Genomic DNA, 16,114 nt, shown 5'->3' with positions numbered 1-16,114 from the left:
GCTCCTCCCTCACGCCTGCATTCCCCGTCCCCCCTGCTTATTCGCCCACGCGGGCGGCTTGGGCGCGAAGCGGCTGAGGATGGTGCCCTGGTCGTAGGCGAGATAGGCGCTGGCCCAGGGGAAGGTGTCGTTCAGCACGCGGATGGCCTCGGGGCTGCCCATGTTGTGGTCGAGCTGGTACAGGACGAACTGCTCGGGCGTCTCCAGGCGCAGGTAGGTGGGCATCGTCCCCGCGTGTTCGTCCAGCACGCTCTGGAACTCGCCCACCGCGTCGGGGCTGGCGGTCTCCAGGTTAATGGTCACGTACATGACCTTGGGCACCTCGGCCAGTTGCTCGACGGTGACGACCTCCTCGGCGATGGCGCGCAGGCCGCCGTCCTCGGACTCCAGTTCGACGATGACGAGGGCGGGCGTGTCGTTGATCAGCTTCTCCTGGATGCGGTCGTAGGCACGCGAGAAGGCCACGAGTTCCGTCTGCCCCGACTCGTCGGCGAGGATGAAGCGGGCCATCATGCCGCCCGACTTGGTGGGCTTCTTGACCACACTCTCGATCATGCCCGCGAGCACGGCCTTGACCCGCTTGCCCGGCGCGACGTTCTGGGTGGTGAACCAGGCGTCGAGGTCGGAGATGCGGCAACTGGCGGCTTCGCGCAGGCCCTCGTGCTGCTCCAGCGGGTGCCCGGAGATGTAGAGGCCGAGGGATTCCTTCTCGACGGCGAGGCGCTGGAGGTCGGTGTAGGGCTCCACGCCCGTTCGGAGCCTCGGCTCGGGCGCCGTCTCGCTCATGCCGAAGAGGGCGTCCATGCCGCTGCTTGCCATCGCGGCGGCCCCCTGTGCCCAGGTCAGCGCGTCCTCCAGGCTCTCGGCGAGTTGCCTGCGCTCGCCGAAGCGGTCGAAGGCCCCCGACTTGATCAGACTTTCCATCGCCTTGCGGTTGCAGACCCTGTTCCCCAGCCGGGAGCAGAAGTCGGCGAGGGACTTGTAGGCCCCGCCCCGCTCGCGCTCCTCCAGGATCTTCTGCACCGCCGCCTCGCCCAGCCCCTTGATCGCGTACAGCCCGAAGAGGATCTCCTCGCCCTGCACCGCGAAGTCCGCCGAGGAGCGGTTGATGTCTGGCGGCAGCACCCGCACGTCCATCTTGCGGGCGTCGGAGACGTACTCGGCCACCTTGTCGGAATCGCGGCGCTCGACAGTGAGGAGGGCGGCCATGAACTCGACCGGGTAATTTGCTTTCAACCAAGCTGTCTGATAAGTAATGACGCCATATGCGGCGCTATGACTCTTATTAAAGCCGTAGTTCGCAAAGGCATCCAGCAGGTCAAATAATTTGTTACCTTCGTCCTTTGGAACTCCATTCTTTTCTGCCCCGTCCACGAACAACTGCCGCTGACGCTTCATCTCCTCAGCGTCTTTTTTACCCATCGCTCGGCGGAGCAAGTCGGCGCCGCCCAGCGAGTAGCCCGCCACTTCAGAAGCGATCTGCATGATCTGCTCCTGGTAGACGGGGATGCCATACGTTTCGGCCAGAATCTTTTCCAACCACTGCGCGGAGTTGGGGAAACCGTCCTTGACGTAATCCACCTCCTCGACCCCGTGGTGGCGGCGGACGTAGGTGGGGATGTTCTCCATCGGGCCGGGGCGGTAGAGCGCCGAGAGGGCGATGATGTCGGCGAGGCGGCGGGGCTTGAGGCGGCGGGAGGCGTCGGCGATGCCCGCGCCTTCGAGCTGGAAGACGCCCTTGGTGTCGCCGCGCGAGAGGAGTTCGAAGGTCTTCTCGTCGTCGAAGGGGATCGCGTCGAAGTCGATCTCGATCCCGCGCGACTCGCGCATGATGCGCTTGGCTTCATCCAGGAAGGACAGGGTCCGCAGCCCCAGGAAGTCCATCTTGATCAGGCCGATGTCCTCCACGGCCTTCATGTCGTACTGGCAGACCATGCCCTCGCCCGAGGTGTCGCGCATCACGGGCACGAGGTCGGTGAGCTGGGTCTTGCCGATCACCACGCCCGCCGCGTGGACGGAGGCGTGGCGGGTCAGGCCCTCCAGCTTCTGGGCGAACTCGTAGGCCTCCTTGAGCTGGGCGTCCTCCTCCAGCATCTGCTGGATGTCTGGCACCGCCTCGCGGGCCTGCTCCAGCGAGTACGACTTGCCGAACTTGATGGGGATGAGCTTGGAGACCTTGTCCACCTTGGCGTACTCCAGCCCCATCACGCGCGCTACGTCCTTGAGGCACGCCTTGCTCGCCATCGTCCCGAAGGTGGCGATCTGGGCCACCTTGTCGTCCCCGTACTTCTGCTGCACGTACTGGATGACCTCCCCGCGCCGGGCATCGTTGAAGTCGATGTCGAAGTCGGGCATGGAGATGCGGTCGGGGTTCAGGAACCGCTCGAACAACAGCTCGAATTCGAGGGGATCGAGGTTGGTGATGCGGATGGCGTACGCGACGAGCGACCCCGCGCCCGACCCGCGCCCCGGTCCCACGCTGATGCCCTGATCCTTCGCCCAGCCTATGTAGTCGGCGACGATCAGGAAGTAGTCGGGGAAGCCCATGTTGTTGATGACCGAGAGTTCGTATTCCGCGCGGCGCAGGATGACGAGGGCGTGGGTGTGGTGGGCCTTCGTGGTTTCCGAGTCGTCGGCTTCCGGGTCGAGTTCGATGGCCGTGTCGCTGTCCTTCTGACGGGCACGGCGGCAGTCCTCGTGGGCGTAGGCGGGAAGCTGACCTGCCTCGGCCTCCGCTTCCATCACTTCCAGCGCCGGGTATTTCGTGTACTTCTCCCCCGCTGCCTTGCCGCGCGCCTCCCACTCGCTGCCCATGAAGGCGAGGAGGGTGAAGAGGGTTTCGAGGTCGCAGGTCGTGGCGTCGCAGCCGTTGACCCGGGCGAGGACACGGGCCGTATCCTCTGGCCCGAGCGCCTTCAGGGACCGCTGAGCGTAGTCGCGCAGCAGCCCCTCCGTCGCGTGCGCCGGATACCGCTTCACCGTGCCCCGGTACGTCTGCACCCGCAATTCCTCGGCCATCGTGCGGCCCTCGGGGATCGGCAGGGCGGGCATCTGATACACGCGCTTCTTGCCCACGGGCAGGTCGACATTGCACATCCCCGCGATCAGCGCCGTGTTGTCGAAGGGCTCCTCGCCCCACTCGGAAACCGGCAGGGCCTTCTGCATCTCGTCCAGGCCCTTCACGTAGAACTCGTCGCAGGGGAACTTGAAGCGGTTCTCGTCGGCGAGGGTCGCCTTGGTCTGGATGGCGAGCAGCGTCTCGTGGGCGGTCGCGTCCGTCTTCTTGACGTAGTGCCCGTCGTTCGTGGCGACCAGGCCGATGCCGAGTTCCTGCGCCCAGGCCTTCAGGATGGGGTTGTTCTTCCGCTGCTCGGGCAGGCCGTGGTCCTGAATCTCGATGAAGTAGTTCTCGCCGAAGAGGTCGCGGTACCACAGCAGGCGTGCCCGCGCCTCGTCCTCGCGCCCCTGGAGCAGGAGTTGCTGCACCTCCGACCCCAGGCAGCCGGAGAAGGCGATCACGCCCTTGTGGTGTTCCTGAAGCAACTCGTGGTCGATGCGCGGCTTGTAGTAGTAGCCCTCGGTGTAGCCGCGCGAACTCAGGCGGCAGAGGTTCTGATAGCCCGTAAAGTCGCGGGCGAGGAGCGTCAGGTGAAAGATGCCCTTCTCACCGCTCACACCGGGCTTCTTGTCGCGCCGGGTGCCGAAACCGGGGACGACGTAGGCCTCGTAGCCCAGGATCGGCTTGACGCCCATGCCGCTCGCGTAGTTGTAGAAGTGGACCGCCCCGTGCATGTTGCCGTGGTCGGTCATGGCGCAGGCCGGGTCGGTGGGCGTGACCTCCTTGACCCACTTCAGGAGGTCCCCCAGCTTGGCCGCGCCGTCCAGAAGGCTGTACTGGGTGTGCTGATGCAGGTGCGCGAACTTCTTCGGGCCGCAGCAGGAGCCGTCCGGCAGGTGAATATGAGGAGCAGTCTCGGCGGGCGCGGTCATACCCAGAGGATAGGGCGGGAGCCGGACCCCGACGGTGAGACGGGGCGAGCGGCGAGACAGAAGCCTCCGCGCCTTCGACACCAGGCTTTTAAGAGCAGGGCGGGACTCTTTGTTAACTTTCTCTCTTTTTAAACACAACTTGGCTCATCTATGAGTCGAACCGTGCCTTTCTCACTCTAAAGTTGTACAGTATGGAAGTCCATGAAGCCGCGTGCCATCTTGCTCTCATCTTCATTGCTGTGCGGTGTGGCGGGGTCCTGGGCTGAGGCGCAGACCGACCCCTTCCAGCGCACCGCCCCGGCTCAGGTTGCGCCCAATCTCAGAAACACGTCCCCGGGTGCGTCGTACCCGGCGGCAACGGCGAAGGCGCCCGTGGCCAGCAGCCCGGCGAGTACAGCGGGCGCGATCTTCGGCAATCCGCGAACCAGCAGCGACGGCAGCCAGACGCGGGTGGTGTTCGACCTGGCGCCCGGCGTGAACTACACCCTGGCGCCGACCTTCGGGGGGTTGCGGCTGGACGTTCAGGGGGCACGGGTGCTGCCCGCCGTGAGCGCGCCGCTGGGAGCGAGCGTCAGCGAGTACCGCGCCGGGGGGGGTCAGGTCACGCTGGTCACCCCCTTTCCGCTGTCCCTGACCGACGGCTGGCGGGCGAGCGAGGCGACGGTGGCGTCGGGCGCGCGGGTCCTGATCCTGGAGTTCGGGCCGACGCTGTCGGGCGGGGCGAGCCCGGCCCTGCGCGCCGTGGTCCACACCTCCGTGCCCGCCAGCACGCCCGCCGTGACCCTGGCGCTGACGGCCCCGGTGAACTCCACCCTGGCCGACCAGTTGCCTCCCGGCGACGCGGTGCCCCCGCCCCCGCGCGGCAGCCTGCCGCCCCCCGCTCCGGCCCTGCCCGACCATGACACTGAAAAGCCCAGCGCCCTCGCTGGTCAGGCCCAGGGGGCGGCGCAGGCGGGCGCCCTGCTGGGCGCGCCCCGCGTGGGCAAGAACCCCGGCCTGACGCGGGTGGTCCTCGACCTGCCGCCGGGGGCCGCGTACCGCCTGGTGCCCACGGGGGTGGCGCTGCGGGTGGAGGTGACGGGGGTTTCGGCGGCGGCCCTGGCCGGACAGAACATCAGCCCGGAGGTGCGGGCCTGGCGCTACGAGCCCACCGCCGGGGGCGTCAACGTGACGCTGCTGACCGGCACACCGCTCACCGGACGCAGCGGGTGGCGCGCCCAGCTCGTGCCGCCGCTGGAGGGCAGCGACCGCTCGCGCCTCGCCATCGACTTCTCGCCCGCCCTGGCGGACCTCACGCCGCTGAAGCCGGGGGAGCGGGTGGTCGCCGCCGTGCCGCCCCTCCAGACCATGAGGGGGACGGCGCTCCTCGCCTCCTTCGCCACAATGGTGCAGCCCCGGGTGGTGATCGACCCGGGGCACGGCGGGCGTGATCCGGGCGCCGTCGGCTCGATCACCGAGAAACAGGTCACCCTCGACGTGGCCCTGCGGGTGCGGGACCTGCTGCGGGCGGCGGGGGTGGACGCGGTGCTCACGCGCGACAGCGACCGGGAACTGCACCCCGACAAGACCACCGACCTCAGCATGCGGGCGGCGATGGGCACGCCGGGCACCCAGCTCTTCCTGAGCATCCACGTCAACTCCATGCCCCCGCAAAACGCCCTGCGCGGCTACGGCGTGGAGACGTGGTGGAACCCCAACCACCCGCTGTCGAGCAACTTCGCGGCCCTGATCGAGAAGAACGTCGTGTCTGTGACGGGCGCGTTTCCGCAGGGGCTCAAGAGTGGGCGTTCGCTGGCGGTGCTGCGCAACAGCCGGATTCCGGCCGCCCTCGTCGAGATTGGCTACACCAGCCACCCCGTGGACGGCCTGAACCTCAAGGACAACAACTACCTCGACCGGGTGGCGCTCGGCATCGCGCAGGGCATCCGCGAGGCCCTCATGACGGGGACGACGGCGAGCGGGGCAGTGCTGGGCGCGGCGAAGTAGCCCCTACTCCCGAACGGCCGCGCTCGCCCGCTGCACGAGCGGCATGATCGTGAGGCCCTGCACCGCGATGGTGAACAGCACGACGGCGTAGGTCGCCGTGACCAGGGGGGTGCGGTAGGGACTCTCCGGCAGCCCCAACGCCAGGCTGATCGCAATACCGCCGCGCAGGCCTCCCCAGGTCAGCAGCCGCACGGTGTAGGCGCCGTACCCCTCCCGCGCCCGCACGAGCGCGAAGGGCAGCGCGACGCTGATCCAGCGGGCGGCGAGCGCCACCCCGATCAGAAGGACGCTGGCGAGGATCTGCGGCCCGGTGGTTTCGGTCAGCAGGACATCCAGGCCGATGAAGGCGAAGAGCAGGATGTTCAGCACCTGATCGACCGTCTCCCAGAAGCCCTCGATGTGTTCGCGGGTCTCCTGTCCGAAGGCGATGTCCTTGGTCGCGGAGATCACCAGCCCGGCGACGACCATCGCCAGCGGCCCGCTGAGCCCCAGCGCCGCCGCCGCCACGTACCCGCCCACCACGAGCGCGAGCGTGAGCAGTACCTCGACCGCGTGCTGCTCGATGGTCCGCAGCATCACGTACCCCAGCCCACCCAGCAGCGCGCCGAAGAGCATCCCCCCCAGCGCCTCCCGCCCGAACAGGGCCAGGGCATCCGCCAGGCCCGTGGCCGTATGGTGCTCGCCGATCCCCGCCAGCCCCGCGAGGACCAGGAAGATCACCACACCCACCCCGTCGTTAAAGAGGCTCTCGCCCGCGATCAGCGTCTCGATCCGGGCGGGCACCCGCGCCCTTTTCAGCAGGTCGAGCACGGCGACCGGGTCGGTCGGGCTGATGAGCGCCCCGAACAGCAGCGCCCACATCAGCGGCACGTCCAGCCCCACGAGCGCGAACACGAAATAGGCCGCGAAGCCGATGAGAAAGGTGCTCAGCAGGGTGCTGAGGGTCGCCAGGGTGAGGATGCTGACCCTTTGGCGCAGCATCTGCCCCGCGTCCAGGCTGAGCGCCCCCGCGAAGAGCAGCAGGCTCAGGATGCCGTTGAGAACGAATTCCGTGAAGTTGAGCGTCTCCAGCACGCCCGCCGCCCACCCGCGCAGGCCCGGCACCCCGAGGGCGTCGAGCGCGATCAACCCGATGCTCGCCACCGCCCCGGCCAGCGTCACGCCGACGGTCGTGGGAAAGTGCAGGAAGCGCTCGTTGAGGTACGCCAGCACGGCGGTCACGCACAGCAGGACGGCAAAGGCGGTCAGCATCCCGCCCACTCTAGCTGCCCCCTGCCAAACGAAAGAGGCGGACCGACCTGGCCCGCCCCCTTCGAATCACCTCTCAGTCGCGTTCGCGTTCGCGCTCGGCGTTGAGCTGGGCCTGGAGCTGCGCCTGCTTCTGGCGCACGTAATCCTGGTGGAAGCGGCCCTCGTCCATGAGTTCGGTGCCCACGGTGAGCTTGCCGGTCGCCAGCTCGCGCATCGCCTGGGTGACGAGGTTGCGGGTGCGGACGCGCTGCTCGACGGGCAGGACGCTGGGCGCCCCCGAGCGCAGTTGCAGCGCCCGCTTCGCGGTGACGACCGACAGGCGGTACTTGCTGTCGGTCAGGGAGAGCAACTTGTCGATGTCCTTCTCGGCCATGGTGAAACCCCTTTCCATCCGGCGCTCCCATAGGAGGGGAGGCCGGGCGTCTCCTCGCGCCAGTCCCCCGGCGCGTTTCAGCCGTTCAGTCTACCCCGGGGGACGGGAACCTGCCAACGACCGGGGGCACATCCTGACGCCCTAGCGCGTTTGGCCGATGCCGCACCCCGCCCAACCCCCTAGTCTGCCCGCCATGCTCGGCAATCCTCCCCCCAGCCCCGAAGTGCTCGCCCGCGTGGCCGCGCGCTACGGCCAGACGCCCGAAGGCCTGACCGACCTCGGCAGCTTCGAGAACCACGTGTACGCCTTTTCCAGCCCGCAGGGGGAACGGGTGCTGCGCCTGGTCCACAGCAGCCACCGCACGGGGCGTCAGGTGCGGGCCGAGCTGCACTGGCTGAACTTTCTGGCCGAGGGCGGCGTGAGCGTGGCCGCCCCCGTCCCGGACGAGGAGGGCGACCTGCTCGGCACCTGGCCCGACGGGGAGGGCGGGCTGTACTTCTCGTCGGCCTTTGTGCGGGCGGCGGGAGAGCGGGCCCGACCCGCCGAACTCACCCCAGGGCAAATCCAGGCCTGGGGCCGCCTGCTTGCCGAACTCCATGAGCGCACCCAGACCTACCAGCCCGAAGACCCGGGGGGCCGCCCGAGCTGGCAGGACGACCCGTACATCCGCGACCGGCACGCGCTGGCGGCGGGGCTGGCCGTGCCCCTCGATCCCGGCATCCTGCCCCGCTTCGACGCGCTGGTCGAGGAACTGGCCGCCCAGCCCACGTCACCTGGCCGCTTCGGGCTGGTCCACAATGACGCCCACCCCGGGAACTTCCTCCTCCAGGGCGAGCGGCTCACCCTCTTCGACTTCGACGACTGCGCCCACAACTTCTACGTGAACGACCTGGCGATGGCGCTGTACTACGGCGTGTGGGACGCGGGGGACCGGGAAGCGCTGGGCAAGCACCTGTGGAAACACCTGCTCGCCGGTTACCGCGAGGTGCGCCCACTCGGCGACGCCGACCTCGCCCTCGTTCCCACCCTCCTCAAGCTGCGGGAGGTGGATCTCTACCTCCTCATCCAGCGCAAGTGGGACCTGACGCGGCTCTCGGAGGCGCAGGAGGAGATGCTGGCGACCTACCGCCGCAACATCCTGGGCGACGTGCCCTACCTGGAGTTTCTGGGGGCGGGAGTCCCGGCGCTCTGAACGCCGACCCCCGCCCCCGTTACCGGAGCTGCTCCAGAATGGTGGGGTCCTGAATCCTGCGGTCCTCCGCGAGCATCAGGACCTTGCTGACGACTTCCGCCGTCCTGGGGTCGGGGTCGGCGAAGGGCAGGAAGAGGCGGCCCGCGTGCTGATTATGAACGGGGATCAGGCACAGGAAGCCGCCCGGCATCCGGTGGACGGTGCCGCTGCCGAGGTGAACGGTGTAGTTCGCGTGGTGCCCGGCGATCAGGGCGTGCCCGTTTTCCAGCCGGACGTTGCCCAGCCTTAACAGATGCAGCGTCTCACGCAGCAGGCTCTCCCGCATCTCGACGGTGCTCTGGGTGGCCTCGGGGTCCACGCCGCCCACATGCGCCACGCTCACCACGAGGTCGAGGTCGCGCATGGTCTCGCTGAAGAGGCGGGGCGGGACCTCGCTCAGGGGCAGGGCCTCCTGTTCGTCGCGGCGGACAAAGTAGACGGCGTGCAGGGGCGTGCCCTCGACCTCGTTCGGGGTGAAGTAGCCCAGCGAGGAATCTACCCAGACGTTGATACCCTCCGCGTGGTAGGTCTTGCGGATCCCCTCCTCGGGCACGGTGACCCAGCCCCGGGTCTTGAGGAGCGCGGCGGCCTGGGTGGGCTGGACGTGGTGCCCGGCGTAGCGGGTGCTCCGTCTGGCCTCGCGTTCGGCTGGGGTCAGCGGGTAATACTCGCGGAAGGCCTGCTTGAAGGGCTGGGTGAGCCCGCGCTCCATGATCTCGCGCTGGTACTCCGGCCAGTGGCCGCCCACGTACAGGTCGTGCGGGTGGGCGAGGCGCAGGGCCTGTTCTCCCAGAGGCCGCTCGCCCTCCCGGGTGAGGAGCGTGTCCCCGTTCCACCAACCCAGGTGCTCCTCGTTCAGCACCCAGAGCAGGGACCGCAGCATGGGGGCGATGACGGGATGCCGGGCGAGGTCGCGCAACTCCTGCGGCGCGAAGTGGTCCCCGCGCGTCATGGCGTCTTCCAGCGCGGTTCGCATCCGCTTGCGGGTGGCTTCGAGTTCCGTCAACGCGGCGCGCAGGGCGACGACTTCCGGGTTCTTCTTCAGGGCGGGCGGGAGACTCTTCAGGACCTTCTCGCCGCGCTGCACCCGCAGGCTGGCCTCGCCCTCCGGGGTCAACTCGATGCGGATGGTCACGTCACCGTCCCGGACGGTCTGCTCCCACTCGGGCGCCATCTGCGCCTCCATCGCCCACATCAGGCGCTGGGGGTCGCTGTACCCCGACGTGCGGGCCAGGTTCTGCATCCCGATGTCGGCGGCCAGCCGCTCGCTCGCCTGCCGCTGGGCCCCGAACTGCCGCGCCCCCCGCCGGAAGTCGGAAAGCAGGCGGTAACGGCTCTGAACCTCCTGACTGGCTTGGGCCAGAGGGAGCAGCCCCAAAGCCCTCACCGCATCCTGATTGCGTTTCCCGGTGATCCGGGTCCGCAGGTCGTCCTCCGCCACCTCGCCCAGGATGGCCCGGGCGAAGAGTTCGGCCCGCTTGTGCCCCCCGCTGGAGGAGGCGTACTTGGCGGCGTCGAGCAGGGTGGCGAAGCGCCCCGGTCCCAACACGCCGTACATCCGGCGGAACCAGGCGACATCCACGGCCCCCTCGGTGAGGTCGCGGGCGCCCAGGGGGGTACGCTCGCTGATCTCGGCCTCCCAGGCGTCCCGGACCTCCTGCGGCACGCTCCAGTTGCTGTCCTTGGTGTGCGCGTGCAGCCAGTACACGCCGTCCTGGAGGCCCGGCCACCCCAGCGCCCCCGACACCGGCCCCGCCCACTGCGGCGCGAACATGGCGAGGTCGAGGAGACGCCCCTCGCTGATCTTCAGGCTCCGGGCCTGTTCGGCGAAGTGCGTGGGCGTGTCCTCCGGCAGCGGGAACGACACGCGCAGCAGGTGGCTGAAGGTGGCGTCCTTGCTCTCATTCGAGCCGGTGTACCCGCGCTTGAGGGGGTTCTTCCCCATCCCGGACAGCAGCCGCAGCGCGAGGCCCGCGCCGTTCACGCTCTGGAGGCTGAGGGCGGCGGGGGTGGCGGGCGTCTCCAGGTCGCCCCGCGCGAGTTCGACCTCCAGCACACGCTCCCGCACCTCGTCCACGGCCCGTGTCCAGGCGGGCGAGGTGGGCAGGCCCTCCCGGAGCTTGCGGCGGGTGTACTCGCCCAACTCGTGGAAACGCGGCCCGTAGGACGAGGAATCGTCGCGGGGACCGATCAGGGTATCCAGCAGATCGTGCCGCGTGGCCCAGCCGTGTTCCTGCGCGGTGAGGAGCAGCCCCGTGCCCGGTCGGCGGCGGGGCAAGCTGGGGAAGGCGCGGTCCAGATACACACCCAGGTCCCAGTACCGGCGCTGCTGAGCGGTCGTCCACCCGGCCAGGGGGGAGAGGGGATGCAGGAAGTCCAGCAGGTCGCGGGGATCGGTCTTGCGCCACGAATAGCGCGAGTCGTGGATCATCCCCACATCGGCGGGAAGGAGGCTGAGGGCCGTCTCCAGCGCGTCCAGGGCGAGGGTCGTGTCCAGCTCGTCCGCGTGTTGCCGCGCGAGGGCGCCCAGGACGGCCCCGAGCAGGTCCGCATGGTCCAGCCACAGCGAGACGAGCGGCCCCAGCGTGCGGTGGAGCGTGAGCTGCCGCAGGCGCTGCCCCTCGGCAGCCTGCTCACTACCGTCAGCCTCCAACTCCTCGATGATCTCGCTGGCGCTCGTCTCCCGCCGCGCCGCGAAGTGGTGGAGGGCCCAGTGCATCCGGGTCAGGTCGCGAGTCTGGGGCGCCGGACGCTGCTGCCACCACGTCTCCCAGAGGTCGGCCAGGGGAAAGTCGTCGCCGCGCAGCATCCAGGGGCGGGCGTTGCCGAGCAGGACCGTCTCGCGGCCGTCCCATCCCGGCCCGCTCAGCGGCGTCTCGCGGTGGGAGACGATCAGGGCGTCGAGCGACCGCAGGAGTTCCGCCCCCCGCCGCACGTCCTGGGGAAAGTCGCGGTCACTGGGGCTCAGGGTGGGCACGGGGGCAAGCGCCGCCGGGTCGAAGAGGCCCAGCCCGTTCTCCAGGGTCAGGGTGCTTTCCGGCCGGGTCAGCCCCGCGTACAGGGTCTCCTCGGTCGCGTTGGCGGGCTTGAAGTCGGCGGGGGGCTCCCCGGAGATTTCCAGCAGGAGTTGCAATCCCGCCTGCCGCTGCTCGGTGCTCCGCGTGGCGAGGAGGTCGCGGGCGCTCGCCTGCGCCTGGTCCCGATTCCGGGCAAGCAGGCGAATCAGGCCCCGCCGCAGGCCCGGACTCCGGCGCCGCAGCAGGGTGTGGATGACGCCCACCTCCTCCGGCGAGGGGGTCAGGTGCGCCATCACCCTCACCGCCTCCTCGGACACGCCGCTGTTGCGGTCCTGAAGCAGGGCGACGAGGAGTTCACGGGTGGGGGCGTCCAGCACCTCACTATCGGGCCGATTAGCCATCCATTGGTTGAGGCGCTGGAGGGTGAACGTCTTCCCCGAACTGCTCATCCCGCCCAGGTAGGGCAGGAGGGTGGAGAAGGGCCGGTCACCCAGCAGCGCGGGCAGGTTGTCGAGCACGTCCGAGCGGGCGGGCGTGTGCCCCAGCCACGGGAAGAGGAGGGGACGGTGCCCCGCCTCCTCGGGCAGCCGGGCGGCGAACTCCACCAGCGCGTCGAAACTCAGCCCCCCGCTCTCCGCCTGCCAGCGGTTTACCCGGCTCGCGGCGAGGGCACCCAGCCGCACGTCGGGGTCGGCGATCAAGGCGTTCAGGCTATCCGGGTCCAACAGCTCGGCGCTGAGCAGAAACTGGGCCCCCGCCATCCGCCGCTCGGGGTCCGCGTCCCCCAGCAGGGTCCGTGCCCACCCCGCCGCCTCCCGAGCGTCCCGCATGGCCAGGGTGAACAGGGCGAGGTAGGCGGACACACCGCCCCCCGACCGCACGGCCTCCCGGGCCTGTTCGGGGCTTTCCAGGTACCCCAGCGCCTCCTCCAGCAACCGGCGAACGGTCTTCACTTCCGTCACGTCGTAGCCCAGACCGAACCACACGTCGGCGGCGCGCAGGCAGGCGGCGAAGCGCAGCAGGTCTTCTTGCAGGACCAGGCGCAGGAAGCGGGCGAAGGCGTCCGGGTGCGCCTCGTCCACGCTCTCCAGGATGACCTGCCGCAGTCCCTCCTGGCGCTGGGCGGCGAGGAGCAGACCCTCCGCCAGCGCCCAGGCGTCCGGGCGGGCACTGGCGAGGAGCGCGGCGGGCACGTGCCGCCCCATGCGGGCGACGGGGTGCTGCGTGGCCGCGGTGTCCCTCAGAATCTGGAAGATCGCCTCGTCCCCGTCATCGAGCGCCTGCGCGAACAGCAGGCCCAGGCGGTAGGACTGCCAGCTCGGCAGCAATCCGGCGTGAACGGCGAACCACTCCAGGTCCTGCGGGTAGTCGCGCGTGACATGCCACACGCCCCAGATCCACCCGGCGGCACTCTGGGCGTGCAGCGGGTGGCCCGGTGCACGAAAGGCGCGACGCGCGTAGCCCTGCGGGTAGGGGTGACGGGTGAGCAGGGCCCCGATGGTGTGGCGGGCGAGTTCGGGGAACTGGGGGAAGAAGGTGGCGGCGATGGCCTGGAGAATTCCCTCGTCGTTTTTCTGAAGCAGTTCGGCGAGGACCTGGGCGGGAGTGACGTGCTGCTCCTGCTTCTCGGCCTTTTCCACCGCCTCCCACAGCTCGGCCGGGAGCGCCTGCGCCCGCTCGAAAAAGGCTTTCTTCCACGGCTGCTGATATGTCCTGAGGAGTTCCTGCACGTCCACGCTCAGCCTCCCGCCAGGGCCGTCAGGCGCAGCAGCAGCAGGGTGCTGTCGGGGCGCAGGGCGAGGGGCTGATCCAGCGTTTCGATCTGCTCATCGTCCACGAAGACGTAATACAGCCCATCCCCGAAGGCGCGCAGGGCGGTTTGGGTAGCCTCGTCGGCATTGGCGGGAGCAGTCCGCTCCTGCGGCGCACCGCGGATCACGCCGGTCGCTGCCCCTTCACTCAGCTCCTTCTCCGTCAGCACCCGCAGGAGGCCCACCCGATCCTGCCGCTCGTTGTACGCCGCGACCTCCTGCCGAACGAGATGCGTGAGGAGGCTCCGCAGGGTGTGTGCCCCGTCGGGAAGAGGCACCGGGCGACGCTCGAAGGGGGTGCGGCGGCCTACGACTTTCGTTTCGACGATCATGCGGGAACCTCCGGGACTGGGAAGAGTGGACAACCTTACATTCAGTCTACGGGAGGGAAGTTGCTATGTAAATAGCGTAAAAGCAGCGGCTCTTTTGCCTTTGCGCGAGCCAGCGTCTCTCGGAAGGATGGCTCATTGGAAGCCGTGGCCATCGATCAGGAGGCCACCGGCAGCCCTGGAAGCGGCCCGACCTCTCCAGCCAAAAAGGAAAAACCCGCTTCTGGAGCGGGTCTTCCGGGTTCTGGAGCCAGGGGTCGGATTTGAACCGACGACCTACTGATTACGAATCAGTTGCTCTACCACTGAGCTACACTGGCGAGTTTGGCGGGCAGATTCGCGTGGGGCGAAAAGACTGCACCGACAAGGGTAGACGATGAATCCGAGCTTGTCAAACGGGCCTACGCCAACGCCTTCACGTCGGCCTGCAAGCTCTCCAGGCGGACCCGCAGTTCGGCAGCGCGTGCCGCAGCCTGGCCGAGCCGCGCCTGCTCCTGCTCGGTAAAGCGGGTGTAGGGGCTGATTGCGTCGCGCAGCCGGGCGTCGGCCCGTTCCTGCTCGCGCTCGTACTCGCGGCGGACGATGCGCTCCAGGGCCTGGCGCAGCCCCGCGACCTTCTGCCGGAGTTGCCGGTGCGCCTGAAGCCGCTTGTTAGGGAGCACGAAGAGGCCCAGGCTCCCCAGCGTCAGGCCCGCCAGAATGCCCCCAGTGAAGTCCACCGCCGAGGCGCCGACCAGTGCCCCCAGTCCCGCCCCGATGCCGATGCCCCCGGCCAGGCCACCCACCGCGCCCTTGAGGGCGTCCTCCGCGTCACGGGCGAGCTGGCGGGCGAGTTCGTGCTCGGTGGTCGTCTCCAGGTGCTCGCGGGCACTTCCGGCGATGCCCTCCAACAGCGCCCCCCGGTCATAGGAGAAGCGGGTGCGGGCGACCTCGTTCGACGGCTGGCGGCGGACCAGGAACGCCTGTACGTCCTCCCAGAAGTGCAGGTTGGCCTCCACGAAGCGGTCGATCATCGTGCCGAACTGCCGGTCGAGGGCGTCTGGCAGGTCCGCCACCGCCTCCCGCCGGAAGTCCTCCTCCAGCTCGCGGCTGTTCATCAGGCCGCGCAGGTTGGAAAAGCGCAGCCGGGCGTCGATGAAGCGGTCGGCCCGGACCTCGAATTCGCTGAGCAATCGGCCCAGGCGGTTGAGCTGCCCGTCGAGTTCGCCCAGCATAGTCTCCCGGTGCCGCTCGCGCTGCGCCTCCAGGTCGCGCAGGATGCTCAGGTCCTCGGTGAGGGTACGGCGGGCCGCCTCCGCCCGCGTCTCCTCGCCCGAGAGGATTTCCGCCGCCGTGCCCAGCGGGCTTTGCAGCTTGAGGCGGGTCCGTTCCGTCTCCGAGAGGCGGGTGCGGAGGGCATCCCGCAAGGCCGCGAAGCCCGGGTCGCCCCCCCGCTGCTCGCCCCGCGCGCTGATCAGGAAGACGGGGGGCGTGAGGCCCAGCACCCCGCGCGCGCCCGTCTCCACGAATTGCCGCACCTGCTCGCGCGCCTCAGGCGTCTCCAGCAGGTCGGCCTTATTCACGACCAGCACCACGCTGCGGCCCCAGCGCGCGGCCAGGGCCAGGAACTGCCGCTCGGACTCGGTGAAGGGCCGGTCGGCGGAGGTCAGGAACAGCACGAGGTCCGCGCGCGGGAGAAAGCCCTCGGTCAGCGCCTGGTGCTGGCGGATGATCGCGTTCGTGCCCGGCGTGTCCACGAGCGCCACCCCCTCCAGGCTGCGGAGGGGATAGGTCAGGCGGCTCACGAAGGGGTCGCGGGTGGGCTCCATCTGGCCGGGCCGGTCGCCGTGCACGAGCACGTAGATGCGGTCGGTGGTGGGCGTCACGCCTTCCGGCAGCACCGTCGCCCCCAGGAGCGCGTTCACGAAGGAACTCTTGCCCGCGTTGAACTCGCCGACAACCACGAGCAGGAAACTCTCGTCGAGCGAGCGCACCGCCCCCCGCGCGTACTCGACGGCCTCGGGTGGTGCCCCCTGCGTCTCCAGAAAGGCCTGGAGGTCGGCGAGCAGCGCCCGCTCCCGCGAGAGGAGGTCCTGGACCCGGTTGGAGACGAGCATGGGGGCAGTGTAGAGCCTCCACGCCGCTGG

8 protein-coding genes and 1 tRNA gene are annotated in these 16,114 nt (G+C 69.2%); 2 read left to right on the top strand and 7 right to left on the bottom strand.

The genetic code is table 11. The features are described from left to right. Nucleotides 1-9 precede the first annotated feature (9 nt). Nucleotides 10-3,990 (bottom strand): DNA polymerase III subunit alpha, encoded by a 3,981-nt coding sequence (gene dnaE, locus DAERI_RS10195; RefSeq protein ID WP_103129310.1) that lies wholly within the window; start codon nucleotides 3,988-3,990, stop codon nucleotides 10-12. Between the two features lie 201 nt (nucleotides 3,991-4,191). Here dnaE and DAERI_RS10190 point away from each other — a divergent pair, with 201 nt between their 5' ends. Further along, nucleotides 4,192-5,976, top strand: coding sequence for an N-acetylmuramoyl-L-alanine amidase (locus tag DAERI_RS10190; protein ID WP_103129309.1), 1,785 nt, complete (start codon nucleotides 4,192-4,194; stop codon nucleotides 5,974-5,976). 3 nt (nucleotides 5,977-5,979) lie between these two features. Here the strand turns inward: DAERI_RS10190 and DAERI_RS10185 are convergent, their stop codons facing one another. Both DAERI_RS10185 and rpoZ read right to left on the bottom strand, forming a co-directional pair. After that, nucleotides 5,980-7,227, bottom strand: a complete 1,248-nt coding sequence (locus tag DAERI_RS10185; RefSeq protein WP_103129308.1) for a cation:proton antiporter — start codon at nucleotides 7,225-7,227, stop codon at nucleotides 5,980-5,982. Nucleotides 7,228-7,300: 73 nt separating this feature from the next. Beyond that, a complete protein-coding gene (gene rpoZ, locus DAERI_RS10180) occupies nucleotides 7,301-7,600 on the bottom strand; it encodes a DNA-directed RNA polymerase subunit omega (RefSeq protein WP_026332496.1) in 300 nt (99 codons plus the stop codon). A gap of 193 nt (nucleotides 7,601-7,793) precedes the next feature. Here rpoZ and DAERI_RS10175 point away from each other — a divergent pair, with 193 nt between their 5' ends. Then, the gene (locus DAERI_RS10175) at nucleotides 7,794-8,792 is read left to right on the top strand and encodes a phosphotransferase enzyme family protein (RefSeq protein ID WP_165794152.1); all 999 of its coding nucleotides are present in this window, start codon (nucleotides 7,794-7,796) and stop codon (nucleotides 8,790-8,792) included. A 19-nt stretch (nucleotides 8,793-8,811) separates the two neighbouring features. On the opposite strand, the gene DAERI_RS10170 is transcribed toward DAERI_RS10175, so the two are convergent. From DAERI_RS10170 to DAERI_RS10155, 4 genes are all read right to left on the bottom strand, one after another. Beyond that, the gene (locus tag DAERI_RS10170; protein ID WP_165794151.1) at nucleotides 8,812-13,584 is read right to left on the bottom strand and encodes a DUF4132 domain-containing protein; all 4,773 of its coding nucleotides are present in this window, start codon (nucleotides 13,582-13,584) and stop codon (nucleotides 8,812-8,814) included. 2 nt (nucleotides 13,585-13,586) lie between these two features. After that, entirely contained in the window at nucleotides 13,587-13,991 is a 405-nt protein-coding gene (locus tag DAERI_RS22775) for a hypothetical protein (protein WP_235610334.1), read from the bottom strand. A 242-nt stretch (nucleotides 13,992-14,233) separates the two neighbouring features. Further along, nucleotides 14,234-14,308, bottom strand: a tRNA-Thr gene (locus DAERI_RS10160). A gap of 81 nt (nucleotides 14,309-14,389) precedes the next feature. Further along, complete coding sequence (locus tag DAERI_RS10155; protein WP_103129305.1) at nucleotides 14,390-16,084, bottom strand: dynamin family protein; 1,695 nt, start codon at nucleotides 16,082-16,084, stop codon at nucleotides 14,390-14,392. Nucleotides 16,085-16,114: the final 30 nt, after the last annotated feature.

Source organism: Deinococcus aerius (assembly GCF_002897375.1).
GTDB classification, from domain to species: domain Bacteria; phylum Deinococcota; class Deinococci; order Deinococcales; family Deinococcaceae; genus Deinococcus; species Deinococcus aerius.
This window is presented reverse-complemented; position numbering and strand designations above follow the sequence as displayed.

Bases quoted from the DNA above. Each gene is read 5' to 3' on its own strand.
- DAERI_RS10190 (WP_103129309.1), top strand. From the start codon at position 4,192: ATGAAGCCGCGTGCCATCTTGCTCTCATCTTCATTGCTGTGCGGTGTG.
- dnaE (WP_103129310.1), bottom strand. From the start codon at position 3,990: ATGACCGCGCCCGCCGAGACTGCTCCTCATATTCACCTGCCGGACGGC.
- DAERI_RS10175 (WP_165794152.1), top strand. From the start codon at position 7,794: ATGCTCGGCAATCCTCCCCCCAGCCCCGAAGTGCTCGCCCGCGTGGCC.
- DAERI_RS22775 (WP_235610334.1), bottom strand. From the start codon at position 13,991: ATGATCGTCGAAACGAAAGTCGTAGGCCGCCGCACCCCCTTCGAGCGT.
- DAERI_RS10155 (WP_103129305.1), bottom strand. From the start codon at position 16,084: ATGCTCGTCTCCAACCGGGTCCAGGACCTCCTCTCGCGGGAGCGGGCG.
- DAERI_RS10185 (WP_103129308.1), bottom strand. From the start codon at position 7,227: ATGCTGACCGCCTTTGCCGTCCTGCTGTGCGTGACCGCCGTGCTGGCG.
- rpoZ (WP_026332496.1), bottom strand. From the start codon at position 7,600: ATGGCCGAGAAGGACATCGACAAGTTGCTCTCCCTGACCGACAGCAAG.